Raw genomic sequence first — 25,325 nt, 5'->3', positions numbered from 1 at the left:
CCCCTGCCGGGCGGTCGGCGCTACTTTGACGACACGACCCAGGGGCGAACGGTACGAGGGGGGCGGGGCCGCGATGCGTTTTCTCTTTGTCCACGGCACGGGAGTACGGCGTGAGCGGCACGACCGGCTCTTCGCCCTGGTGCGCGGGCGGCTGACGGCCAGATTCCCCGAAGCCCGCGTGGACTCCTGCTACTGGGGCGACCGGTTCGGCGCGACCCTCGGCGCCGGAGGCCGGTCCGTGCCCGGGCTGCGGCCCGCGGCCGGAGCCGCACCGGACGCCGTCGACGAGGAGACCGCCGAGTGGGCCCTGCTGCTCGCCGACCCGCTGTGCGAACTCCGGGTCCTCGCCGAGGCCGGCTGGGCCGACGGCGGCCCGGACCCGGACGGACCCGGGGGCGGGGACGACGACGCCTTCGCGATGCCCGGCGTCCAGCCCGCCGGGGTCCGGGTGCTCGCGCTGCTGGCCGGCTTACCGCCCGCGCCGCCCCACCCCGGGGACGAACTCGGCGCCCTCCTGCACGGCACCGGGCTCGCCGCCGGCTTCCCCGCCGCCCTGACCGGCGCCGCCGACTCCGCCGAGGCGGCCCGCGCCGCGGACCGGGCCACCGGCGAACCACAGGCACGGGAGCTGGCCACCGCCCTCGCCCGGGCCGTGACCGCCGGCGCGCTCGCCGCCGCCGGAGCCGACGCCGACTGCACCGGCGCCGAACGGGACCGCCTCGTCGAACTGCTCACCACCCGCCTCGGCGGCGACGCCCGCGTCCCCGGCGCCCGCGCGGCCGCCGTCCTCGGCCGCCTCGCGATGCGGGTCACCACCCAGCCCCTGCTCAACGCCTGGCGCGGTTCCCTCACCGTCGGCGCCACCCCCGCGCTCGGCGACATCCTGCGCTACCAGGCCCGCGGCCATGACCTGCGGGAATTCCTGCACGCCCGGATCGCCGCCGCCCCGGGGCCGACCGTACTCATCGGCCACAGCCTCGGCGGGATCGCGCTCGTGGACCTCCTCGCCCTCGCCGCCGCCCGCGGCGAGGCCGTCCCCGGCACGGAACTGCTCGTCACCGTCGGATCCCAGGCGCCCTTCCTCTACGAGCTCGGCGCCCTGACCGCGCTCGAACCGGGCGCGAAGCTCCCGTACGGCTTCCCGCGCTGGCTCAACGTCTATGACCGCCAGGACGTGCTGTCCTACCTCGCCGGGCCCGTCTTCCCCGGCGACCCGCGCATCACCGACCACGAGATCGGCAGCCGCCAGCCCTTCCCCGCCTGCCACAGCGCCTACTGGAAACAGGACTCCCTCTACGAACGGATCGAACAGGCGGTGGCCGAAGCGGAGATCGGGTGATCCCCACCGACTTCCTGCCCCCGGCCCTCGGCCCGCAGCGCACCTTCGCGCTCGTCGCCGGTGTCGAGCGCTACGACATCAGCCACCGCTGGAACCTGCGCGGCCCGGCCCGAGACGCCCTGCGCTTCGCGCACTGGCTGACCGGCCCCGCCCAGGTGCCACCCGGCAACCTCCGGCTCCTGCTGTCCCCGCTCGACGAACCCGAAGCCCTCGAATGGCCGGACTCCCCGGCCATGGCCGCCCTGCGCACGGCGTACCGGCCGGCGACCGAGGAGAACGTGAAGGCGGCGCTGCTCGACGAACTCCCGCAGTGCGACGGCGACCTGCTGTGGATCTTCTGGGCCGGACACGGCTACCTCGGGCCCCGCCAGGAGCTCATGCTGCCCTGCGCCGACGCCCGCCCCAGCCAGATCCGCCACCTCAACCTCGATTCGGCACTCCGCTGGTGGCGCACCGACCTGGTCAAACAGCGCAGCTTCCCGCTCCAGGCCGCACTCGTCGACTCCTGCCGCGTCGACGCGCCCCGCGACGCCCGCTGGAACTTCGGCAGCACCGACTACGGCGGCGGCAGCTCGGTGCCGGGACGCCGCCAGTTCCGCCTCTACGCCTCCCGCGAGGGCGAGGCCGCGCAGAACGACGCCGAGCGCGGCGCCGGCCGCTTCACCGAGGCCCTCCTCACGGAACTCGGCGGACGCTCCGTACGCGAAAGCGTCAGCGGGCTCCCCGGCGCCGCCCGCAGCATCCACCGCACCTTCCGGGAGCTGCGCGAACGCGGCGAGGGCTGGCAGCTCCCGCAGTTCCTCGTGGACCGGGACTGGGACGCCTGCTCCTTCCTCGACGACGACCTGACCGCGGTCGCGCTGCCCCGGGCCGCCCGGCTCGACCAGCAGGCCTGGGACGGACTCGGCGCGCTCTTCGAGGGCCGCGCACTGCCGCGCTGCGCCTACGAGGCCTACGCCTGGGCGTTCAAGACGGCCGGCTGCACCACCCCGGTCGGCGGCGGACTGCCGGGCGACTGCCTCCTGGACGTGGTCCAGGACCTGGACGAACGCCAGGGCGGACGCGGCGGGATGCCACTGGCCGTGCCCTTCGTGCGGTTCCTCGCGGACCGGGCCGCCGGGGCGGGCGACACGGCATGGGCGGGACTGCTGAAGGACTGGGTGGACACCACCCGCGAGCGGCTCGCCCTGCCGGTGCTGCCCCCGCCGCCGCCCCCCGCGCGCACCACCGTCGTACACGTGGGGCTGGAACCGCCGCCGGACGGCGGGCCGGGCTTCCGCGCCCGGATGTGGCTGCGCGGCGAACGCACCGAGCACATATGGGAGTCGCAGGGCCCGCCCGTCCGGCTGGACACCGTACGGGAGGAACTCCTGCGGCAGCTCGCCCTCATCGGCGCGGCGCCGGCGGACGGCGGCGGGACCGGGCCGCAGGCCCCGGGCGGCGTCGACCGCATCGAGTTCCACGTGCCGTACGAGCTGCTCGACGCCGACTTCGACCAGTGGCCGGTGCCGCGCGGTCCGGCCGGCCGGCCCCGCGCCCTCGGCCTGCTCCACCAGGTCGTGGTGCGCTGCCCGCAGGAGCGCGGGGACACCCGGGCCGAGTGGCACACCAGCTGGCGCTGGCTGTGCACCCGGGGCGGCCGGCACCCCGAGGCGGTCCGGGTGGTGGAGGAGGCCGAGGTCACGGACGTGCTGGGGATGGAACTGGCCGAGCGGCCGGCACCCGCGTGCGTCCTGGCGCACACCACCTCCGCCCCGCACACCGGGCTGCTGGAAGCCGTACTCGAAGGAGGTGTCCCGGTCGCGGTGTGGCGGCGCGGCGGCGGCACGCCGGCGCCCCCGCTGCTCGACCTGCTCGCACCGGCCGGCCCCGACGGCTGCCCGGACCCCGGCGCACTGGACGTACTGGCCCTGCCCGCACGCGTGCGGGAGGTGCGCCGGGCGGCCGCCGGCGCAGCCGCGGGAGCCGCGCGCGCCGCTCCGGGGGGCGGCCAACGGCCCTCAGGGGCAGACCAGTTGGTGCTCTTGTGGGACGATCCCGACGACATACCGGGCTCCCGGTCCCTGGCCTGACCCCGACCACTGACAGACGGCGACACGACGATGGAGGCAGAGGCAGTGGTGAAGGACTGGTGGCTGTACCACGGGACCGGTGAGGGCGCGGACCGGCGCGCCCGCCTGGAAACCGGATCCCCGCCGCCCTGGCGGGACTTCACCGGCAGCCCCGACCCGGGGTACGCGCCCCCCGGCTGCGAGGGGCCCGCCTGGGAGCGCACCCGCCGGCGCGGCGAGGGCTACGTCCCCGACGAGCAGGAGATGGACGTCGTCAACACGGCCCTGCACCTGCGCCGGCCGCTGCTGATCACCGGGAAGCCCGGCGTCGGGAAGTCCACCCTGGCCTACAGCATCGCCTCGGACCTGGGCCTGGGACCCGTACTGCACTGGCCCATCACCAGCCGGACGGTGCTGCGCGACGGGCTCTACCTGTACGACGCCATCGGCCGGCTCCAGGAGGCCGGCCTGGAGCAACTGCGCCGGCCGGCCGGCCCGACGGGCCCCGCGGCACCGGCCACCGTGACCGCCGGCACGGCCGAAACCGCGGCCGGAACCGCCGCCCGACCCGCGGCCGCACCAGATCCCGACACCGAAGCCGCCCACGCGCCCTCGATCTCCCGCTACCTGCGCCTCGGGCCGCTCGGCACCGCCCTGCTGCCGCAGGACCGGCCCCGCGTCCTGCTCGTGGACGAGATCGACAAGAGCGACATCGACCTCCCCGGCGACCTCCTCACCGTCTTCGAGGACGGCGGCTTCGTCGTCCCCGAACTCGCCCGCCTCGCCAAGGAGGACCCCACCGTCGCCATCGGCACCGACGACGACCCCGACGCCTCCGTCCACATCTCACAAGGCCGCGTGCAGTGCCGGTACTTCCCCGTCGTCGTCCTCACCAGCAACGGCGAACGCGACTTCCCGCCCGCCTTCCTGCGCCGCTGCGTCCGCCTGCACCTGGAGCCGCCCGGCCCGGAGAAGCTCGCCCGCATCGTGCGCCGCCGGCTCGGCGTCGACGTCGAGGCGGGCGGCGAGTACCAGGAACTCGTCCAGGACTTCATCGACCGTTCCGGGGACGGTGACCTCGCCACCGACCAGCTCCTCAACGCCATCCAGCTCCGCCTCGCCGGAGCCTGGTCCGCCCCCGCGGACCGCGACCGCTTCCTCAAGACCGTCATGCAGCACCTGACCGGGCCCACGGCGTGATCGAGGACCTGCTCGCGGCCCTCGCCGACGGCGCCCGGGACGCGGGCCCGCGTCCCGGCATCGGGGCGGAGGAGATCGCCGACATCCTGTGGCTGGCCGCCCGCGTGGACCCCGCCGGGCTCCGCCCGCCCCCGGTGCCGCCCGGCGACGCCGAAGCCGGGCCGCCACCGGTCGCCGACCCGCCGGCACCCGAGGCCGCGGCGGTCTCCGGCGGCCCGGCCGACGGGCAGCCGGCCGTCAAGCTCCTGCCCGCCTCCGTGGCCGCCCCCGCCGGGAAACCGGCCGACGACGGCGCGGGCCGCCGGGGCTCGCCCGTGCGGCTGCCCCGGGCCGCCTCCCTCGACGACCCGCTCGCCCTGATGCGGGCCCTGCGCCCCGTCGGGCGGCGCTCCATCGGCGGCCCCGGGGAGGAACTGGACGAGCAGCTCACCGTCGAGCGCAGCATCGAGCGGATGGTGCCCACGCCCGTCCTGCGGCCGGCCGAGAGCCGCTGGCTGGACCTGGCGCTGGTCGTCGACACGCACCACTCGATGCTGCTCTGGGCGGACCTCGTGGACGAACTGCGCCGCGTGCTGACCCGCAGCGGCGTCTTCCGCGACGTACGCACCTGGCAGCTGACCGGCACCGGCTCCGGCGCCACCCCGATGCTCACCCGCGGCCGCTCCGGCGCGCCCCGCAACCCGCTGGAACTGGCCGACCCCGCCGGCCGCAGACTGATCCTCGTACTCTCCGACACCGTGGCGGGAGGCTGGCGCGAGGCCTCCGTGCAGGGCGTGCTCCGGCACTGGTGCACGCACAACGCCGTGGCCGTGCTCAACGTCCTGCCCGAACGGCTCTGGACGCGCGGCGCCGTGCGGCCCGTGCCCTTCGCCGTCCGCGCCGACCGTCCGGCCGCCGCCACCCGCTCCTGGCAGCGGGCCGCGACCGCCCGCCGCTCCCGCGCCGGGCGTCTGCGCACCGCCGATGTCGTCCCCGTCGTCGGTGTCGCCCCGGGCAGCCTGGCCCGGCTGGTGCGGGTGGTCTCCGGGGACGGCCGCTGGCGGCGCCTCGCCTGTCTGCGGCTGGACGCGGAGCCGGAGAGCGCGGGCGGCCGCGAAGCCCCGGCCGGCGGCGTGCGCAGCGCGCTGGAGGTGGTGGAACGCTTCCGCGCGAGCGCCTCCCCGACCGCCCAGCAGCTCGCCGCCCACCTGGCCGCCGTACCGCTGACCCTGCCCGTCATGAACCTGGTCCGGCGCTCCCTGCTGCGCGATTCCGAGCACGGACACCTCGCGGAGGTCGCCCTCGGCGGGCTGTTCGCGCCGTGGGACCACGAACGGGACGCCGAGGAGGTGGAGTTCGAGTTCCTGCCGGGCGTACGGGAGGCGCTGCTCGGCTCGCAACTGCGCGGGGAGGTGGCCGCCGTACGGGAACTGGTCCGCCGGCGCGTGTGGGAGTACATGTCCCGCAACCGCGGCACCGGGCCGGACTTCTCCGCGACCCGGGTCACCGACGGGCGCGAGGGCCGCCGACCGGTGGCGGAGGGGACCCTGCCGTTCGCGACGCAGCCGCCCCAGGAGCGGGGGCTCACGGACCGGATCGTCCGCGTTCGCTACGACCCGATGCCGGAGCCGCAGGAGGTGGGCACCCTGCTGACGCCGCGCCTCGTTCTCACGGTCGGTGACGCACCGCTGCCCGCCGGGACGGCCGCCTGGGTGCGGGCCGGCGACCGGGAGGTCGCGTGCCGTGCGGTGTGGGCGGACGAAGCGCTGCCCCGGGTGTTCCTCCTGCTGGCCCACGAGGACCTGGTGGACCCGGCCCGCTGGCCGGGTGCGACGCCCCTGCCCTGGGCGGAGGCGGAACCCCAGGTGCTCCGGGTCCGGGTCGACGGCGCGACGGACCAGGGCCACCGCGTCGCGCTGACGGGGGAGGCGCTCCCGTGCGAGGGCGACCGCAACGGCGAGCTCGTCCGGCTCTCCCCGGAACCGGAGGCCTGGACCCACTTCCGGGGCGGCCCCGTCTCCCACGAGGGCGCGCTGCTGGGCGTCGTCCACGGCGTCTGGCCGGACCGCATGGTGTTCCTCTCGGGCCGCGCCCTGATGGAACAGCCGGGCTTCCGGGCGGCGATGGCCGAGCACGGACAGGTCAGTTCTGCGGGAGGCACCGTGTGCCTGGCCGTGCGGTTCGGTGACGACTGCGTCCACCCCACCGGAAGTTCGCCGGGTGCGGAGGTGGTCAATCTCCTGATGAACCTCATGGCGGACACGGACGTCGCCATGAGGCTGGCCGGGGGTGTGCAGGACCAGCAGCCCGTGCAGGTGGTGCTGCTGGAGGATCCCGGGGCCCTGCGCAAGGCGGGCCGGCTGCTGTCCGAACTCCCCCGTACAGCCGCACTGTTCGCGGACCGGAGAATGGGGGACGGACCCTTCTCGCTCGACGTCGCCGTGGCGGCGGGGCCCGTGGAATCGCTCCCGGAGAGGCGCGGCGTCACCGGGCAGGCCGCGTCCGAGGCCGGCCGGCTGCTCCGGCATCCCGGGACGGTGAACCGGAGCCGCTCGTCTCCGGGGTCGCTCGCCGTGGCCCTGGCCCACCCCGTGTACGAGGAACTCGGCGCGCTGGTCGGTCCCACGGCGCTGCGCACGCTCGTGCCGCTCGGCGGTGACACGGAAGGCTGGTTGTGCACCGGGGACTGCGCCGAGCTGGGCCTGGCCCTGACGGAGGCCGCCGACCTCCGGGGCGTGGGCGTCGACTGGCCGACGTGCGGCCGTCGTTCCGCCGAGCCCCCGCGCGCCCCGTGCACGGGGGCTCGGCTGCCGGGCCACGACCGGTGCCTCGCCCATCTCGAGCCCGACGAGGAGCACGCGTACCTGCGGACCCTCAGGCCCGGCTCCCCGCTGGACCTCCGGGGCACCACCTTCAAGGAGGGACTGCTCCAGCGGCTCCTGGACGCCCTGCGGGCATCGCGCTCGCAGCCCGTCACCCTGGGCGAGGCCGCTTTCGACCGCGCGACCTTCGTGGACGACTGGAACGAGGGCGGCATCGAGTTCCTGGCCGGTGCCTCGTTCACCCGGGCCGTCTTCGCCGGACGGGCCAGGCTCGGGAAGTCCACCTTCGCCGGACCGGTGTCCTTCGACGGGGCGGTGTTCCTCGGCGTCGGCGACTTCGACCACAGCCGGTTCCACGGGGAGGCCGATTTCCGCCGTGCGCAGTTCCGGGGCCTGGCGGGCTTCTCGGACAGTGCCTTCCTGGACGACGTGTCCTTCGCCCGGGCCGTGCTGGAGGCCTCGGCGGACCTGAACGGGATGCGGGTGGCCGCGGCGGCGGACTTCTCGCGCGCGGTGTTCTGCGGCCTGACCGGGCTGAGCGGGGCTTCCTTCGCGGGAGCGGTCTCCTTCGCCTCCACGACGTGGGAACTGGGACTGGTGTCCACCGGTGCCGTGTTCGAAGGACCGGTGAACTTCGGCGGAGCCACGTTCCGGGGCCGGGTCCGGCTGGAGCAGCTGCGCCTCCAGGAGCCGCCCGGGTCCGCCTTCGCGGACCGGTCCGGGCGCTGGGCCGTCCACCAGCGCCCGGACGGCACCTGGGACATCCGACTTCCGGGCATCGGGGACCAGTGAACCGGCGGCGCCCGCCGTTCAGGATCCGCTGCGGGAGGTCTCCAGGTGGCGTGCGGGGCGGCCGTCCGGGGCGGGCAGGCTCGCCTCGATCTCGTCCAGGGCGCGGCGTGCCGTCGCGATGCGGTCGCGGACGTCCGGGTCGGGGCCCGCGGCCGGCGGCGGCCCCGGCTGCTTGCGGTCGCGGTTGGCCGCGTCCTCGATCTCGCGTGCCTCGTCGAGGGAGTTGAGCACCACCCCGATCAGGACGTTGACCAGGACGAAGGAGGCGAGCAGCGCGTAGGAGGCGTAGTAGACGATGCTGAGACGGGAGATCTGCAGTCCCGCGCGGACGGCGTCGGTCAGCCCGTCCAGGGTGGTCAGCAGGAACAGCGTGAGCATCGCGCGGCCCACGGAGCCGTAGTGCCCCGGGTCCGACTCGGCGAAGCAGACCCAGCCGACCATGGCGTACACGTACAGCACCAGCCCGCCCACGAACAGGAAGCTGGCGGTGCCGGGCAGGCTGCGGCCGACCGCGATCAGCAGGATGCGCAGGTGCGGGAGGAAACGGGCGGTGCGCAGCACCCGGGCCAGCCGCAGCAGCCGCAGCAGGGTGGTGTTCTCACGGACGAACGGGACGAAGGCCGAGGCGACGACCGCGAGGTCGAAGAGGTTCCACGGGTCGCGGAAGAATGCTTTCGGCCGGTCCGCGAAGGCGCCGGCGCGCAGCAGCATCTCCAGGCTGAACAGGGCCAGGCAGCACTGCTCGGCGGTCCGCAGCAGTCGCTGGTACTCCGCGGCGAGCCCGCTGTACGTCTCGACACCCATCAGCGCGGCGTTGAGCAGGATGACGCAGAAGACGACCATGCCGAAGGCGGGCGCCTCGGTGGCCACCCGGCACCGGGCAGCCAGTTTCATCCGGCCGCGTCCGGCGGGCCTGGGGTCTGTCATCGTGCTCCTCGTACTCTCGCGTGCACCACGGGCGAACGGCGGCCCACCTTCCCTAACGCCCCAAAGCCGATCGGGTTTCACCACTGCGCGCGCCCCAACGCGCCGACGCGCGCGCCCCCACCCTCCGAATGGCGGTGGGGACGGACGGCCCTACGACAGTTGCCGTCGCACCAGGTCGTTCACCTCGGCGGCGTGCTGGTTGAGGTAGAAGTGGCCGCCGGTGAAGCGGTGGAGGGCGAAGGGGCCCTCGGTGTGGTCGGCCCAGCCCGCGGCCTCCTCCGCCGTCACCGCCGGGTCGGCGTCCCCGGTGAGGACCGTGATCGGGCAGGTCAGGGCGGGCCCCGGCCGGTAGCGGTAGGTCTCGGCGGCCTTGTAGTCGCCGCGGATCGCCGGGAGAACCGACCGCAGCAGCTCGTCGTCGGCCAGGACCGCCGGGTCGGTGCCGCTGAGCCCCTTGATCTCGGCGAGCAGCTGCTCGTCGGGGGCGAGATGGACCAGCTGGTTCTCACGGTGGTGCGAGGGGGCCCGGCGGCCCGAGGCGAACAGGGCCACGGGAGCCGGTTCGCCGGCCTCCTGGAGCCGCAGCGCCACCTCGAAGGCCAGGGACGCGCCCAGGCTGTGCCCGAACAGCGCCACCGGCCGGTCGCACCGGGGCAGCAGCTCGCGGGTGACCCGGTCCGCGAGCTCCATCAGGTCGTCGACGCACCTCTCGCCCCGGCGGTCCTGGCGGCCCGGGTACTGCACGGGCACCACGTCGGCGTACGGGGACAGGGCCCGGGACATCGGGAAGTAGTAGCTGGCCGCGCCGCCCGCGTGCGGGAAGCAGAACAGCCGTACGGGGGCGTCGTCGGCGGGGTGGAAACGGCGCAGCCAGTCGCCGGCCGCGGGCGGGGCGAAGGCGGGGGCGGGGGTCGTACGGATCATCGTCGGTCGGTGTCCTTTCGGTGGGGCGGTGCCGCTCACGGAGCGGTCCAGGAGCCCGGCGGCCGCCAGCCGTGCGCGGGACGCCAGCGGGCGCGGGGAGCCGGCGCGGCGTCCTCGCCGGCGTCGTCCGGCTGCCCGGCCACGGTGAGGAGGGCGAGGAGGGCGGCCGCCAGTTCCGTGCTGTCCGGGTCGCCGCGCACGATCTTCAGGGGCGGGGGAGTGGGGGGCACGGTCAGAACGGCGGGTTGCCGTGCTTGCGTTCGGGCAGCGCCACGTGCTTGGCCCGCAGCACCTCCAGCGCGTCCACCAGCACCTGCCGGGTACCGGCCGGGTCGATGACGTCGTCCACCAGGCCGCGTTCGGCGGCGTAGTAGGGGTGCATGAGTTCCTGGCGGTACTGCTTGACGCGCTGCGCCCGTGCCGCATCCGGGTCGTCCGAGGCGGCGATCTCCCGGCGGAAGACCACGTTCGCCGCGCCCTCGGCGCCCATGACGGCGATCTCGTTGGTGGGCCAGGCGAAGGACAGGTCCGCGCCGATCGACCGGGAGTCCATCACGATGTAGGCCCCGCCGTACGCCTTGCGCAGGATCACCTGCACCCGGGGCACGGTGGCCGCGCAGTACGCGTACAGCAGTTTCGCGCCGTGCCGGATGACACCGTCGTGCTCCTGGCCGCTGCCCGGCAGGAAGCCCGGCACGTCCACCAGCGTCACCAGCGGGATGCTGAAGGCGTCGCAGGTCTGCACGAACCGGGCCGCCTTCTCCGAGGCGTTGATGTCGAGCACCCCGGCGAGCGAGGCGGGCTGGTTCGCGACGATCCCGACCACGTGGCCGTCCAGCCGGCCCAGACCGCAGATGATGTTGGTCGCCCAGTGGGCGTGGACCTCGAACAGGTCGCCGTCGTCGACGATCTCCTCGATCACGGCGTGCATGTCGTACGAGCGGGCCGGGTCGGCGGGGACCAGCTCGGACAGCGCCGCGGTGCGCCGGCCGGCCGGGTCCGAGGGGACGACCGCGGGCGGCAGCTCGCGGTTGTTGGACGGCAGGAGCGACAGCAGGTGCCGCACCTCCTCCAGGCACTCCTCCTCGGTGTCGTACAGGAAGGCGCTGGCACCGGAGACCGTGGAGTGGACCTGCGCGCCGCCCAGGTCGTCGTGGCTGATCCGCTCGCCCGTCACCGCCTGCACCACGTCGGGGCCGGTGATGTACATCTGCGCGATGTCGCGCACCATGAAGACGTAGTCCGTCAGCGCGGGCGAGTACGCCGCCCCGCCGGCGCACGGCCCGAGCATCACGCTGATCTGCGGGATCACCCCGGACGCCGCGACGTTGCGGCGGAAGATGCCGCCGTAGCCGGCGAGCGCGGTGACGCCCTCCTGGATCCGGGCGCCCGCGCCGTCGCTGAGCGACACCAGCGGGGCTCCGGCCGCCAGCGCGAGGTCCATCACCTTGTGGATCTTCTGGGCGTGGGCCTCGCCGAGCGAACCGCCGAAGATGCGGAAGTCGTGCGCGTACACGAACACCCTGCGGCCGTCCACCTTGCCCCAGCCGGTCACGACACCGTCCGTGTGCGGCCGGCGGTCCTCCAGGCCGAAGCCCGTGGCCCGGTGCCGGCGCAACTGCTCGATCTCACGGAAGGTACCCGGATCGAACAACAGGTCCAGCCGCTCGCGCACGGTCAGCTTGCCGCGGGAGTGCTGCGCCTCGGAGGCGCCCGGCGACGGCCCCAGCTCGACGGACTCCTTGATCGCTCTCAGTTCGGCCACTCGGACACCGACATCGGCACCTGTCATGCTCCACCCGTTTCCTCGGCCGTCGGGGGGCGCCCGCGGCGGCCCTGGACAGTGCCTGCCATTGAAGGCACCGGCGGCGCGCGCCGAGAACAGCGACCACCCCCTGACCGGGATAGGGGTCACGGGGTGACCCGCCGGCCGCGCCGGCCGCGCCGGCCGCGCCGGGCGGGCGGGCGCAAGCGCCCCTTAAGCAGACGCCCGCATGATCCGGGGAATCGAGGTCCGCCACTCCACGGGCCCGCAGACCCGAGGGGACGCCGCGGATGTCAGAGCCACGCTTCGCCACCTTCACCGAACTCCTCCGGGCCAGGGCGGCCGAACTCGCCGACGGGGACGTGCACGTCCTCCTCCGCGAGGCGGCGGACGGGGTGGAGGCCGAACACCTCACCTACGGGGCACTGGACCGCGAGGCGAGACGCATCGCCGCCTGCCTCCAGGAGTACGGGGCGGCCGGCCGGCCCGTACTGCTCGCCTACTCCTCGACCGTCGAGTTCCTCAAGGCCTTCGCGGGCTGCCTCTACGCCGGAGCGGTCGCGGTACCCGTACCGATGCCCGGCGAGGCCGGCCGGGACAAGCGGCTCAACCGCACCACCGCGGTCCTGGCGGACACCGGCGCGAGCCTCGTGCTCACCGAGACGGCCGCCGCCCCCGAGGTCGCGCTGTGGCTCGCCCGCAACTCCCGCCCCGACGCCGCCTGCCTGGTCACCGACGTGCCCGAGGTGGGCGACGCCGAAGCGTGGCAGCCCGTCACCGCCCGCCCGGACGACCTGGTGTTCCTCCAGTACACCTCCGGCTCCGTCAGCGAACCGCGCGGCGTGACCGTCTCGCACCGCAACCTCCTCGCCAACCAGGCCGCCCTGCAGAAGGTGCTGCGCACCACCCGCGAGGACCGCTTCGGCAGCTGGCTGCCCTACTTCCACGACATGGGACTGGTGGCCCACCTGCTGCACCCGGTCTGGCTCGGCAGCCACTGCGTCCAGGTCACCCCGCTGTCCTTCGTCAAACGGCCGCTGCGCTGGCTCCAGGCCGTCGACCGCTACGGCGTCACCGTGGGCGGCGGCCCCAACTTCAGCTACGACCTGTGCGTACGCCGCGTCAAGGACGAGCAGATCGCCGAACTCGACCTGTCCCGCTGGCGCCTGGCCCTCAACGGCGCCGAACCCGTACGGCCCGGGAGCCTCGACGAGTTCGCCCGCCGCTTCGCCCCCGCCGGGTTCCGCCCCGAGGCCCTCTACCCCTGCTACGGACTGGCCGAGGCCACCCTGGTGGTCTCCGGCGGCGTCCCCGGCACCCCTCACGTCCGCAAGGACTTCGACCGGACCGCCCTGGAACGCGACCAGGTGCTCCGCGCGGCGGCGGACGGCCGCGCGCAGACGCTGGTCGGCTGCGGCACCCCGGTCGACGTGGAGGTCCGCGTCGTCGACCCGCTGACCCACCACGAACTCCCGGCGGGCGCCGTCGGCGAGATCTGGCTGCGCGGCCACAGCGTGGCCCGCGGCTACTGGCGCCGACCCACCGAGACCGCCCACACCTTCCGCGCCAGCCTCAACGACGAGGAGAGCAACTTCCTGCGCACCGGCGACCTGGGCATGCTGGAGGACGGCGAGCTGTTCGTCACCGGCCGGCTCAAGGAAGTCGTCATCGTCAACGGCCGCAACGTCTACCCGCAGGACGTCGAATGGGCCGCCCGCACGGTCAGCCCCGCGCTGACCTTCGGCGCGGGCGCCGCGTTCTCCGTGGACGCCGGGGGCGAGCAGCTCGTCCTCGTCCAGGAGGTCCGCGGTGCGAGCGGCGCCGAGCTGCGCACGGTAGCCCAGCGCATCCAGGCCCTGATCGGCAAGGAGTTCGAGATCCCCGCCGGCAACGTGCTGCTCGTGCGCCCCGGCACCGTACGCCGCACCAGCAGCGGCAAGGTCCAGCGCACCCTGATGCGCGGGCTGTTCCTCGACGGCGTGCTGCGCGGCGACTACGAGGTCCTCACCCCGGACGTACGGGCGCTGGCACGGCCGCAGGACGTGCTGTTCGGCGAGGACCTGCTGCGTCCGGAGGGAGCCGACGGAGGAAGACGGTGGTGACGTCGCTCCTCGGCGAGCGGGCGGCCGCGACGCAGCAGCGCGAGCACGCCGTCCGGGCCCGGGTGGCCGAGCTGGAGGCACGGTTCGGCGACCCCACCGACCCGGCCAACCCGGTCGGCTACACCGCCCTGCTGGAGGCCGACCGGGCCGCGGTGCCCTTCGCCGCGGGCGAGGCACTGCTCGACGACTTCCGGATCGCCGACGAATACGTGCCGCACGCCCTCGGCGGGCGGCTGGACGGGATGGACACCCTGGTCAGGATCATGCGCCCGGTCTTCCGCCGGGACGTGGGACTGGCCATGGGCCACGGCATGACCACCTTCATGGCGGCCTCCGACGTCTGGACCGCAGGCAGCTCCCGGCAGCGCCACTGGCTCGCCCGGCTGCTGCGCGACGGCGGCAAGGCGGCCATCGCCCAGCACGAGACCGCCCACAGCAACGACTTCGTCCGCAGCCAGGTCACCGCCCGCCGCAGCGGCGGCGGCTACCTGATCAGCGGCGGCAAGCCGATGGTCAACAACCTGGAGCGGGCCGGCGCACTGGTCCTGTTCTGCCGTACCGATCCCGCCCCGGGCAGCGGCAGCCACTCGGTGCTGCTGCTGGAGCCCGGCCAGCTGACCGGCGCCCGGGCGGCGGTGACCGCCCGCCGGACCCCCGTCGGGCTGCGCGGCTGCCGGTTCGCCGGGGTGGAGTTCGACGACTGCCCCGTGCCCGGCTCGGCCCTGCTGGGGCCGCAGGGCAGCGGGATCACGACCGCCCTGCGGTCCTTCCAGATCAGCCGGACCGTGATCGCCGCGACAGCCGTCGCGGCCCTCGACACCAGCCTGCGCACCGCCGTCCGCTTCGACCGGGAGCGCTCCGGCGGATGGCAGACCGGCGGCCGGGACGGCGGCCGCACCGGCGCGGCGCTCACCAACGCCTTCGTCAACCTGCTGCTGTACGACGCCCTCGCCGTCGTCGCGACCCGCGCCCTGCACCTGCTGCCCGCCGAGACCAGCGTGTACTCGGCGGCCCTCAAGTACCTGCTGCCCCGCGTGCTGACCGAGACCATGTACGACCTGTCCATCGTGCTGGGCTCCGGCCTCTACACCCGCGAGGGCACCCTGGGCATCTTCCAGAAACACGTCAGGGACGTACCGGTCCTCAGCCTCGGCCATGCCGGGACGGTCGCCTGCCAGGCCACGGTCATCCCGCAGATGCCGCGCCTGGCCCGGTCCTCCTGGTTCGTGGAGGACGAGGCGCCCGCAGGCCTGTTCCGGCTGCACGGCGACCTGCCGCCGCTGCGGACCGAACGGCTCAGCCTCGCCTGCGGACGCGACTCCCTCAGCGCGACCATGCTCGCCGTCGCCGCGGGCATCGACGGCGCCGGCCCCGTCGAGCGGGCCCTGCGCACGCTCGCCGACGGGCTCGTCGAGGAGCTGCGCGACGTACGCCGCCGGGTGCTCGCACTGGAGGCGGCGGGTGCGGCCGGTACCGCCCGACCCGCGAGGTTCGCCCTCATGGACCGGTACGCGCTGCTCCTCGCCGCCGCCGCCGTGCTCGGCCTGTGGGACCAGGCCCGCTACGGCCCCGACCCGTTCCTCGCCGACCCGTCCTGGGCGGCCGCGGCACTGCACCGCATCGCCCGCCGGCTGGGCACGCGCGTCGCCGATCTGCCGGCGGAGTGCGAGACCCGGATCCGGCACGAGGTCCAGCTCCGCTTCAGCACGCAGATCAGCTACGACCTCTACTCCACTCCCATCCCCGGCTGACCGGCACCCGGCCGGCCGGCGGATGCGCCGCACGCACCGAAGGAGCCCCACGATGACCGTTCACACCGGCCGGCCCGCCACCGCCGACGGCGTCCTGCCGCACGAGTGGCTGTACGCCCGGCTCTCGCTGTACCTGCGGCGCGCACCCGGGACCATCGACCCCACCGTGCCCTTCGCCGAGTACGGCATGGACTCGGTGGCGGCCCTGAGCCTGTGCGGCGACCTCGAGGACGAGTTCGGCCTGGAGGTGGAACCGACGCTGCTGTGGGACCACCCCACCGTCGAGAGTCTCCTCGCCCACCTCGCCTCGGTGCTCCCGGCCGCCGCCCCGGCCCACGCGCGGGACGGGCACTGATGGGGGACGTCGCCATCGTCGGGATCGACTGCGCGTTCCCCGGGGCGGCGGGCGTGCAGGCCTACTGGGACCTGCTCATGCGCGGCGGCGACGGTATCGCCCCGGTCCCCGCGCAGCGCTGGGCGGCCCGGGACTTCCCCGCCGTCGGCGGCAGCGGCGGCTTCATCGACGACGCCGACGTCTTCGACAGCGACTTCTTCTCCGTCACCCCCCGCGAGGCCGCCGCGATGGACCCGCACCACCGGCTCCTGCTGCCCTGCGCCTGGCGGGCCCTGGAGGACTCCGGCCGGGCCCCCGGCGACCTCGCGGGCACCGAGACCGGGGTGTTCGTCGGGGTGATGGGCGGCGAGTGGGGCCGCCTCACGATGAGCGACCCCGCGCGCACCACCGCGCTGCTCGGCTCCGGCAGCAGCACCGGCATGGCGGCCAACCGGATCTCCTACCACTTCAACTTCACCGGACCGAGCCTCGCCGTCGACACGGCCTGCTCGTCCTCGCTCGTCGCCGTCCACCTCGCGGCGGGCTCCCTGCTGGCCGAGGAGTGCGACACCGCCCTGGCCGGCGGCGTCAACGTCGTGCTCTCGCCGTCGCTGGGCATGGTCTACGGACAGCTCGGCCTGGCCGCCGCCGACGGGCGCTGCAAGCCCTTCAGCGCGGACGCCGACGGGATCGGCCGCAGCGACGGCGTCGGCCTGGTCGTGCTGCGCCGGCTGGCGGACGCCCTCGCCGACGGCCAGCGGATCTACGCCGTGCTGCGCGGCAGCGCCGTCAACCAGGACGGCCGCAGCAACGGCGTGATCGCCCCCAACCGGTGGTCGCAGCAGCGCGTCCTGAACTCCGCCTACCGGCGCGCCGGGGTGGCCCCGGACCGGGTCGCGTTCGTGGAGGCGCACGGCACCGGGACCGTACTGGGCGACGCCATCGAGTGCGCGGCGCTCGGCGCGGTCCACGCGGTCCCCCGCGACACCCCGTGCGCCATCGGCTCCGTCAAGGGCAACCTCGGCCACACCGAAGGCGCGGCGGGCATCGCCGGCCTCATCAAGACCGCACTGGCCCTGCACCACCGCATCGTCCCCGCCAGCCTCTTCGCCGACCGGGAGAACCCGCAGCTGCGGCTCGGCGAGCGGGGCCTGCGGCTGCTGAAGGCGCCGATGCGGCTGCCCCGCGGGGAGACCCTCGCCGGGGTCAGCAGCTTCGGCATGGGTGGGACGAACGCCCACGCCGTCCTCGGCTCGGCGCCGCGGACCCCGCGCGGCGCGGGAACCGACGGCGCCCGCAGCCGCCCCGCACGCGACGCCGTCGGCGTCTTCACCGTCAGCGCCGACACCCCCGAGGCCTTGCGCCGCAACCTCGCCGCACAGGCCGACGCGGTCGCCGGACGGCCGCGCGGCGCGGCGGCGGCCCTGTGCCGGAGCAGCAACCTCGTCAAGACCGGGCTGCCGCACCGCTTCGCGGCCGCCGTGCGCGACACCGGCGAACTCGTCGACGCCCTGCGCCGGGCGGCGGCGCCCACGGACACGGCCGCCGAGCAGGGACGTCCGTGGGGCCGGCCCGTCGTGGCCTTCCTCTTCACCGGCCAGGGCAGCGAGTACCCGGGCATGACGGCGGGCCTGCACCGCGAGTCCCCGCTCTACCGCCGCCACCTCGCCGAGGCCGACGAGGCGCTCGCCCCGCACCTCGGCGAGTCGGTGCGCGACCTCGTCCTCGGCGGCGACGAGCGGGTGCACCGGCCGCGGTTCGCGCAACCCGCCCTGTTCGCCGTCGGATACGCCCTGGCGCGCACGCTCACCTCGCTCGGCGTCGGCCCGGCCGCCGTCCTCGGACACAGCCTGGGCGAGTACGCCGCGGCCGTCACCGCCGGCGCCCTCGGCCTGGAGGAGGCCGCCCGGCTCGTCGCCCGCCGCGGCGCGCTGACGGCCGAACTGCCGGCCGGAGGCGGCATGATCGCCACGGGCGCCGGCCCCGGGGAACTCGCCGGTCTCCTGGCGGCCGAGCCGGGCACGGCCGTGGCGGCCCTCAACGGCCCCTCGGACACCGTGGTCTCCGGCCCCCTGGACGCCCTGGAACGGATCACGCGGCAGCTCACCGGCCGCGGCGTACGGGTCGCACGGCTGCCCGTCACCCACGCCTTCCACTCGCCCCTGATGGCCCCGGCCGCCGCCGGCCTGCGCACCGGGACGGTGCGGTGCGCCCCGCCCGCCGTGCCGCTCGCCTCGACCCGGCACGGCCGGGTGCTGCGCCACGACCTCATGGACGCCGGCTACTGGGCCGGCCAGATCGAGGAGCCGGTCCTCATGGACGGCGCGCTGGCGGCGCTCGTCGCCGAGGTCGCCCCCACCCATCTGATCGAGATCGGCCCGCGCGGCGTGCTCCTGCAGATCGCCGCCCGGGGCGGGCGGGCGCCCGGCGTGGAGTACCTGCACCCGGCGCCGGGCCCCGCTTCCACCGGCCTGGAGCTCGCCGAGGCCGTCGCGGCCCTGTACCGCGCCGGGCTCGACCCGCGGTGGGAGGAGCTGTACGCGCCCGGGCACCGCGGCGTCGAGCCGCTGGCCCCGTACGTCTTCTCGTCGGCGCGGCGCTCCTGGGACCGGGAGTCCTTCGTACAGCCGGCCCGGCCGGCCACCGCGACCGTCCCCGACGCCCCCCGCCCCGGCCGCGGCGCGGGGGACGGCCGCGACGGCGACGACCCGGTGCTGCACGCGGTGGTGCAGGCCGTCGCCGAGGTCGGCGGCCACCCGCCGGAACGCGTCGTGCGCGAGGCCCGCTTCTACGAGGACCTCGGCTTCGACTCGGTGATGATCATGCAGCTCAAGAACCAGGTGGAGGCCCGGCTGCCCCGGGTCGGAGAGGTGTCCGTGCAGCAGATGCTGCCCGCACTGCGGTCCGTCGGGGCGCTGGCCGATTTCCTCTCGGACGTGCTCATGGCGAGGTCCTCGTGACACGGGCGCCCGCCGCGGGCGACCGCGGAGCGGTGTACCTCGCCTCGACCGGTACGGCACTGCCCGGCGACCCGGTGGACAACACCGCGCTCGGCAGGCTGCTCGGCGTCAGCGAGGAGTGGATCGACCTCTTCGTCGGCACGCGGACCCGGCACTTCGGCTGGGACCCCGTCACGGGCGAGGTCCGCGGCTCGCTCGCCGACCTGTGCGCCGAGGCCGGGGCCCGGGCCATGGACGCCGCCGGACTCGGCTCCGCCGACGTCGAGTTCGTGGTCCTGGCGACCGCGACCCCCGACACCCTGCTGCCCACCACCGCGAGCGAGGTGGCCGACCGGCTCGGCCTCGACCACCTGCCGGTCTACCAGATCCAGGCCGGCTGCTCCGGCGCCGTCCAGGCCCTCGACCTCGGCCGCACCCTGGTCCTCGGGGGCCGGCGGGCCGGCCTGGTCCTCGGCGGGGACGTCACCCACCGGTTCCTGTCGCCGCGCCGGGACACCGCCCGGATGCCCACCGAGGAACTGGTCAACCACGTCCTGTTCGGGGACGGGGCCGGCGCCGCCGTCCTCACGGACGAACCCGAGGGCGAGCGGATCGCCCTGCGCTCGGTACTCAACTCCTGGGCGGGGCGCGGCCGTCCGCCCGGCCAGCTCCTCGACTGGTACGGCACCACCGACCGGGACTCGCCGCGGCGGATGCTGGCCGAGGACTACAAGGCCATCGAGGAGCACGTGCCCGCGATCTCCGTGGAGATCCTCTGGGAGCTGCTCGGCGGGCTCGGGTGGAGCCTGGACGACCTCGCCTTCCTGCTGCCGCCGCAGCTGTCCGAGCGGATGACCGCCCGCATCGTCGAGCGGCTGCCGGCCGGACCCGCCCGGGAGATCTCCTGCGTCTCCGAGACCGGCAACACGGGCAACGCCCTGCCCTTCCTGCAAGTCGACCGCCTGCTTCCGGAGTTCGCCCCCGGGGACCGGGCGCTGGCCCTGTGCGTGGAGTCCAGCCGGTGGATCAGGGCCGGGTTCGCCCTGGAGAAGGTGTGAGGAACCCGATGACGAAGGGACCGGACCGCTTGCGCGCACTGCGCGGGCGAGGACTGCTGGAGAAGGCCTACGACCAGGTGCCGGCACTGCTCGCCGAGGAGGACGGACCCGGCGCCGCGGCGGCGGGCCGGATGCTCGCCGGCCTCGACCACGACGCCGTACTGGAGCACCACCCGCACACCCCCGTGGTGACGGTGGCGGTCACCGGCCAGTCCACCGTCGGCCACGTCGTCGACCCCCTCAGGGGCGAACTGGCCCGCCACGGAATGCTGCTGCGCCCGGTGCTCGGGGAGCACGGCACCTACCTGCGCGACCTCACCGACCCGGCCGGCGAGCTGCGGACGGCCGCACCGGACCTCACCCTGTGCCTGCTGGACGCCGAAACCCTCTTCTCCCAGGTACCCGCGGTGTGGGGACCCGAGGACGTCGAGCGTGCGGGAGAGGAGGCGCTGGGCCGGTGCGCCGCCCTCGCGGCCGAGGTCCCCGGGACCCTGGTCCTCAACACCGTCCCGCTGCCCCGCTCCTGCAGCCACCAGCTCGTCGACCACCGCTCGCGGGCCCGACTGGGAGCCGTGTGGCGGGAGTTCAACGCCCGGCTGCTGCGGCTGACCGAGTCCGCCCCCCGGCTCGTGGTGATCGACCTGGAACCGCTGATCACCGAGGGCGGGCCGGTCACCGACCCCCGGCTGGCCCGCCACGCCAACGTCCAGCTCGGCGGCGGACTCCTCGCCGCCTACGCCCGCGAGATCGGACACCTGGCCCGCGCCCTGCGCGGCCGGGTCCGCAAATGCCTCGTGCTGGACCTCGACAACACCCTGTGGGACGGGGTGCTCGGCGAGGACGGGCCCGACGGGATCGCGGCGGCCGGCACGCTGCGCGGGGAGGCGTTCGGAGCCTTCCAGAAGTGCGTCAAACAGCTCGCCTCCCAGGGCGTGCTCCTCGCCGTGAGCAGCAAGAACGACGAGGGCCCCGTACGGGAGGCGCTCGCCTCCCACCCCGACCTCGTCCTGCGCGAGCCGGACTTCGCCGCGGTCAACGCCAACTGGCAGCCCAAGGACCGCAATCTCGCCGACATCGCCCGCACCCTGGACCTCGCCCCCGACGCCCTCGTCTTCGCCGACGACTCCCCGGCCGAGCGCGCCCAGGTCCGGCTCGGCGCGCCCGAGGTCGCCGTCGTGGCGCTCGACGGGGAACCCGCGCTGCACGTCACCCGGCTGCTCGCCGACGGCTGGTTCGACACCCTGCGGCTGACCGACGAGGACCGTGCCCGGGCCGGCGAGTACCGCAGGCGGCGCGAGCGCGGCGCGCTGCGGGCGGGCTCGGGCTCGTACGAGGAGTTCCTGCGGGCCCTGGAGGTGAGCGTGGGGCTCGGCCCGCCCCGCCGTCACGAATTCGCCCGCGTGTCCCAATTGACCCTGCGGACCAACCAGTTCAACCTGACCGGCGGAGGCCACACGGAGGACGAGCTGGCCCTGCAGGCGGCCGCTCCGGGGCGGCTCCTGCTCGTGGCGCGCAGCGCGGACCGGTTCGGTGACAACGGCCTGGTCGGCGCGGTGCTCGCAACCATCACCGAGGGGGTGCTCCGGCTGGACGGCATGTGGCTCAGCTGCCGGGTGCTCGGCCGCGGCGTGGAACAGGCCTGCCTCGCGGTGCTGCTGGCCCGGGCGCGGGAGCTCGGGCTGACCTCGGTGAGCGCCCGGTACGTGCCCACCGCCCGCAACCACCGCGCCCGGGACTTCTACCCGTCCTGCGGGTTCACCCGGGCGGAACCCGGCGGAGGCGACGGCTCCGCCGACGGTCCGGTGGTGTTCCACCACGACCTGGTACGGCTGCCGGAGGTCCCCGCGCACGTGCGCGTCACCGAAACCCCGGGGGGAGGGCGGGCCGATGGGCCTCGATAGCCTCGACGTGTTCCTGCGGACGGTCCGTGACGACCTCGGCCTGGACATCGCGATCCCCGAGGGCGCGGACACCGCCCTGGGAGACCTGCCGGGCTGGGACTCGCTGAACCTGCTCCGACTGGTGGCGCTCCTGGAGGAGTCCGGCCACCGGGTACCGGTGCACCGCCTGCTGGGGGCACGCAGTCTCCGGGAGGTCCACACTCTCGTGAAGGAGTACGGATGACTGCCCCGGGCAGCCCCTCGCTCGGCCCGCCGCTCGGTGAGCCCGTCGCCGTGGTACCGGGAGGTGACTCGTGGGACCGGGTGCGGGACGACCTGGCCACCCACGGCACCGCCCTGGTCTACGCGTGGCTGAGGGACCTGGAGCCGGTCGTGCCCTTCGGCGACGGGCTGCGCGAGCTGCTCGGCCGCGACTGGACGCGCTACCTCGACCTGACGCACGCCGACGTACGGGGCCGCTACATCGCCTCCCGGATGCTCCTCAAACAGGCGGCGAGCGCGGTGCTCGACAGCGATCCCGCCGACCTGGAACTGGCCTACGGGCCGACCGGCCGCCCGTACCTGCGCGGCTGCGACCAGATCGACATCAGCCTCAGCCACACCGACGACCTGCTGCTGGTGGGCCTGACGACCTGCGGGCTGATCGGAGTGGACGCCGAGCGCGCCGACCGCGAGATGCACGGCAGCGGACTCGGCCGGCACATCTGCACCCCGTACGAATCGGTGCTGCTGTCGGGGATGCCGGAACCGCAGCGCAACGACGCCCTCGTACGGCTGTGGACGCTCAAGGAGGCCTACAGCAAGGCGATCGGGCAGGGCATGCAGTTCCGCTTCACCGAGTTCGGCTTCGGCCCCGACGGCCGGGCCGTGCGGGTCCAGCGGCCCGACGGCACCGCGGGGACCGGGGACGAGTGGATCTTCCGTACGTTCCCGGTCGCCGACGGCTACGTGGTCAGTGCCGCGGTCTACGACGCGGGCTTCGGCCGGCTCCAGGACGCCCACGTGACGACGATGCTCGACCAGGACTGCGTCGACGCCATCACCGAGGCCCTGGGCGAGGACCCGGACACCCCCTAGGAGGGCACCGACCCCCCGGCGAGCATCTCCTGCCGGGCGGCGTTGTAGCCGGCCTGGAAGCGGCTGGTGGCCTCCAGCTCCTCGGTGATCTCCGCGATGTGGCGGCGGCAGGTGCGCACGGACATGCCGAGCCGCCGGGCCACCATCTCGTCCTTGTAGCCCTTGGTCATCAACCGGATGATCGACCACTTCAGCTCGTCGGAGGAGGCGGGGGAGCGCTGGGACTCCACCACGTAGGGGCTGGCCCCGTCCCACAGGTACTCGAAGACCGAGCACAGGAACGCCACCAGGGTGGGCTCGCGCACGATCGCCGCGCCGGGCGTGCGGTCGCCGGCGGAGCGCTCCGGGAGGAAAGCCACCTCCCGGTCGTAGATGATCAGCCGGTCGATGACTTCGTCGGCGGTCCGGATCTCCGCGCCCTGCTCGCTCACCTCGCGCACGTAGCTGCGGGTCGGCAGGTCGTTGCGGGCGGTGTGCTGGTAGATGGTGCGGATCCGGACCCCGCGCGCGAGGGTCGTCAGCGCGGACTCCCGGGCCTGCGCCAGCGCGTAGGCGGGACGCGCGCCGCCGGGCTGGACGGTGAGCATCTCGCTCTGGCAGCTCTGGGTGAGGTGGTTGAGCATCGACTGGATGCGGGAGACGTCGGTGATGACGTCGAAGGCCTCCAGCCGGTTGCGGACCCGGCGGCCCTCGAAGTACAGGGGCGTCAGGGACAGCAGCTTGGCCCGGACGTCCGTGACCGCCTGCTGGAGGTCGCGTATGTGCCGCTCGGCGGGCGCCACCAGGGACGCGGCCGCGACGTCGGGCGTGACGGGGGTCAGTTCGGCGGGGTTTCCCGGCATCGCCTGTAAGAGGCGGACACCGCTCAGCACCTGTTCCACCCGGGAGATCTCCTCGGGGGTCAGCGACAGCTGTTCGGCGATCCGTTCGCGCTCGAAGCGGCCGTACTCGACGGCCAGGCCGTAAGCCGCGGCACTGACGTCGTCCAGCTCGGCGAACCCCGAATCCGAGCCCTCCCCTGCAAACATGTCAGCCCCCGCTGATTGATGTATTTGCTGCCACGTAACTTTACGCCAACGTACCGCCCTTGGCGGGATTGATCGAGAGCCAGCACTCTGTTCCCATCAACCGGGCCGCTGAGCCGGAAGTGGTGAGCGGTTCGGATGAGTAGATCTCGATCTTCGACTGGGGGAAGTCGTGAGAACAGTTTCCGTTAAGGTCTTCTCGATTTGCTTGACTGCGGTGGCCGGTGTGGTAATGGCGGTGGGGGTTCAGGGCGTGTCAGGACCGGTCGTGTCCGGCGCCGCCGCCGAGTCCTCCGCCACCGCCCGGCTGACCGACGTCGACGCCGGCACCGGTACCGACGTCGCCGCCAAGCCCGAGGACGACCAGTGGACGTGATCTGACGTCACGTCCGGCGGTTCACGAAGCGCTCCCCGCACGGCAGATGCGGGGAGCGCTTCCGCGTACCGGGGCGCCGACGGCGGCGAGCCGGGAAGCCGGCACCGCTATCGCGCTCAGCAGTACGCCCCGCTCCGCCGACCAGCGACCGTCGAAGGCGGTCGGCCCGGCCGGGGAGAGGGTCTCGGGGTCCGGCAGCAGCCGGGCGTGGAAGGTGCCCCGCCCCGGGTCCACGCTCACCAGGGCGTCGGTGAAGTCGAGTTCCTGGCCGGTCAGCGGGAACCAGGTCTTGTAGACGGCCTCCTTGATGCTGAAGAGCAGCCGGTCCCACGCCACACCCGGCGCGGTCCGCTCCAGCCCGGCGACGAGGTCGAGCTCCCGGGGCAGCGCGATCGAGTCGAGGACCCCCTCCGGCATGGGGGCGTTGGGTTCCGCGTCCACCCCGACCGAGACGTACTCGGCGGAGCGGGCGAGCGCCACGCCCCGGAAGCCGACGCAGTGGGTCATGGATCCGACGACCGAGGGCGCCCACTGCGGGACGCCGCGCCGGCCCGGCACCACGGGAGCCGGGGGCAGCCCCAGCTCCTCCATGGCACGGCGGGCGCACCACCTGACGGTGCCGAACTCCAGACGCCGCTTGGGTACGGCGTTGCGGACGAGGTGCTCCTCCTCGGGGTAGAGGAAGACGTCGGCGGGGTCGGTGGTGGCTTCGGCAGTCGCGACGTTCGCGGGCAGGAGCTTTGTGAGCACGGTGTTCCCTCGGGTCGCTGTTCCGGTCGGACAGCTCCCACGTTCACGCCGCCGCACCACCCCGGCCAGCGGCGAAGGCGCAGGTCAACCGGACGCACCCGGGTGCTGCCCGGTTCTCTGCCAGACCGCTGCCATCCGCCGGTGCGCCGGCCCCGCGCCTGCCGGTCCGCAGGCAGCCGGCCGCCCCCGCATTGCCATCCCCCTGCCATGCCT

19 protein-coding genes are annotated in these 25,325 nt (G+C 74.6%); 13 read left to right on the top strand and 6 right to left on the bottom strand.

Annotation, left to right across the window (positions count from 1 at the left end; all coding sequences use genetic code 11):
• The first annotated feature begins 73 nt into the window (after positions 1-73).
• From IG86_RS0121450 to IG86_RS45080, 4 genes are read left to right on the top strand one after another with little or no spacing between them, the layout of a single operon-like run.
• Positions 74-1,339, top strand: coding sequence for a hypothetical protein (locus IG86_RS0121450; RefSeq protein WP_030826226.1), 1,266 nt, complete (start codon positions 74-76; stop codon positions 1,337-1,339).
• Positions 1,336-3,411 (top strand): VMAP-C domain-containing protein, encoded by a 2,076-nt coding sequence (locus tag IG86_RS40055; RefSeq protein WP_030826223.1) that lies wholly within the window; start codon positions 1,336-1,338, stop codon positions 3,409-3,411. The genes IG86_RS0121450 and IG86_RS40055 overlap by 4 nt, the downstream gene beginning before the upstream one ends.
• Before the next feature lie 30 nt (positions 3,412-3,441).
• Positions 3,442-4,590, top strand: coding sequence for an AAA family ATPase (locus tag IG86_RS0121440; RefSeq protein WP_030898788.1), 1,149 nt, complete (start codon positions 3,442-3,444; stop codon positions 4,588-4,590).
• Complete coding sequence (locus tag IG86_RS45080) at positions 4,587-8,183, top strand: SAV_2336 N-terminal domain-related protein (RefSeq protein WP_030898785.1); 3,597 nt, start codon at positions 4,587-4,589, stop codon at positions 8,181-8,183. Before IG86_RS0121440 ends, IG86_RS45080 begins: the two co-directional genes overlap by 4 nt.
• 18 nt (positions 8,184-8,201) lie before the next feature.
• On the opposite strand, the gene IG86_RS0121430 is transcribed toward IG86_RS45080, so the two are convergent.
• The 4 genes from IG86_RS0121430 to IG86_RS0121415 form a co-directional block, all read right to left on the bottom strand.
• A complete protein-coding gene (locus IG86_RS0121430; protein WP_051785313.1) occupies positions 8,202-9,110 on the bottom strand; it encodes an ion transporter in 909 nt (302 codons plus the stop codon).
• A 150-nt stretch (positions 9,111-9,260) separates the two neighbouring features.
• Positions 9,261-10,034, bottom strand: coding sequence for a thioesterase II family protein (locus IG86_RS0121425; protein ID WP_051785312.1), 774 nt, complete (start codon positions 10,032-10,034; stop codon positions 9,261-9,263).
• A 35-nt stretch (positions 10,035-10,069) separates the two neighbouring features.
• A complete protein-coding gene (locus tag IG86_RS0121420) occupies positions 10,070-10,264 on the bottom strand; it encodes an acyl-CoA carboxylase epsilon subunit (protein ID WP_030898778.1) in 195 nt (64 codons plus the stop codon).
• Positions 10,265-10,266: 2 nt separating this feature from the next.
• A complete protein-coding gene (locus IG86_RS0121415; RefSeq protein ID WP_030826205.1) occupies positions 10,267-11,826 on the bottom strand; it encodes an acyl-CoA carboxylase subunit beta in 1,560 nt (519 codons plus the stop codon).
• 263 nt (positions 11,827-12,089) lie between these two features.
• Here IG86_RS0121415 and IG86_RS0121410 point away from each other — a divergent pair, with 263 nt between their 5' ends.
• The 8 genes from IG86_RS0121410 to IG86_RS0121375 are packed head-to-tail and all read left to right on the top strand — an operon-like array spanning position 12,090 to position 22,961.
• Positions 12,090-13,901 carry a fatty acyl-AMP ligase gene (locus IG86_RS0121410; protein WP_030898776.1) on the top strand — a complete coding sequence of 604 codons (1,812 nt, stop codon included), beginning with the start codon at positions 12,090-12,092 and terminating at the stop codon, positions 13,899-13,901.
• Positions 13,898-15,652: an acyl-CoA dehydrogenase family protein gene (locus IG86_RS0121405; protein ID WP_030826200.1), complete on the top strand. Its 1,755-nt coding sequence runs from the start codon at positions 13,898-13,900 to the stop codon at positions 15,650-15,652. Before IG86_RS0121410 ends, IG86_RS0121405 begins: the two co-directional genes overlap by 4 nt.
• Positions 15,653-15,704: 52 nt before the next feature.
• Entirely contained in the window at positions 15,705-16,007 is a 303-nt protein-coding gene (locus IG86_RS0121400) for an acyl carrier protein (protein ID WP_030898773.1), read from the top strand.
• On the top strand, positions 16,007-18,946 hold the full coding sequence (locus IG86_RS0121395) for a type I polyketide synthase (RefSeq protein ID WP_030898771.1): 2,940 nt from the start codon (positions 16,007-16,009) through the stop codon (positions 18,944-18,946). The genes IG86_RS0121400 and IG86_RS0121395 overlap by 1 nt, the downstream gene beginning before the upstream one ends.
• Positions 18,943-19,983 carry a 3-oxoacyl-ACP synthase III family protein gene (locus tag IG86_RS0121390; RefSeq protein ID WP_037942808.1) on the top strand — a complete coding sequence of 347 codons (1,041 nt, stop codon included), beginning with the start codon at positions 18,943-18,945 and terminating at the stop codon, positions 19,981-19,983. Before IG86_RS0121395 ends, IG86_RS0121390 begins: the two co-directional genes overlap by 4 nt.
• 8 nt (positions 19,984-19,991) lie before the next feature.
• The gene (locus IG86_RS0121385; protein WP_030898766.1) at positions 19,992-21,884 is read left to right on the top strand and encodes an HAD-IIIC family phosphatase; all 1,893 of its coding nucleotides are present in this window, start codon (positions 19,992-19,994) and stop codon (positions 21,882-21,884) included.
• The gene (locus IG86_RS45075; protein ID WP_030898763.1) at positions 21,871-22,107 is read left to right on the top strand and encodes a phosphopantetheine-binding protein; all 237 of its coding nucleotides are present in this window, start codon (positions 21,871-21,873) and stop codon (positions 22,105-22,107) included. Before IG86_RS0121385 ends, IG86_RS45075 begins: the two co-directional genes overlap by 14 nt.
• On the top strand, positions 22,104-22,961 hold the full coding sequence (locus IG86_RS0121375; protein ID WP_030898761.1) for a 4'-phosphopantetheinyl transferase family protein: 858 nt from the start codon (positions 22,104-22,106) through the stop codon (positions 22,959-22,961). Before IG86_RS45075 ends, IG86_RS0121375 begins: the two co-directional genes overlap by 4 nt.
• Here the strand turns inward: IG86_RS0121375 and IG86_RS0121370 are convergent.
• A complete protein-coding gene (locus IG86_RS0121370) occupies positions 22,958-23,989 on the bottom strand; it encodes a LuxR C-terminal-related transcriptional regulator (protein WP_030826181.1) in 1,032 nt (343 codons plus the stop codon). The genes IG86_RS0121375 and IG86_RS0121370 overlap by 4 nt on opposite strands.
• A gap of 250 nt (positions 23,990-24,239) precedes the next feature.
• Between IG86_RS0121370 and IG86_RS45070 the strand changes: the two genes are divergently transcribed.
• The gene (locus IG86_RS45070; protein WP_276329192.1) at positions 24,240-24,362 is read left to right on the top strand and encodes a hypothetical protein; all 123 of its coding nucleotides are present in this window, start codon (positions 24,240-24,242) and stop codon (positions 24,360-24,362) included.
• A 21-nt stretch (positions 24,363-24,383) separates the two neighbouring features.
• Here IG86_RS45070 and IG86_RS0121360 read toward each other — a convergent pair whose 3' ends face one another.
• A complete protein-coding gene (locus IG86_RS0121360; RefSeq protein WP_030898758.1) occupies positions 24,384-25,112 on the bottom strand; it encodes a 4'-phosphopantetheinyl transferase family protein in 729 nt (242 codons plus the stop codon).
• Between the last annotated feature and the right edge of the window lie 213 nt (positions 25,113-25,325).

This window comes from Streptomyces virginiae (assembly GCF_000720455.1).
GTDB classification, from domain to species: Bacteria; Actinomycetota; Actinomycetes; order Streptomycetales; family Streptomycetaceae; genus Streptomyces; species Streptomyces virginiae.
This window is presented reverse-complemented; position numbering and strand designations above follow the sequence as displayed.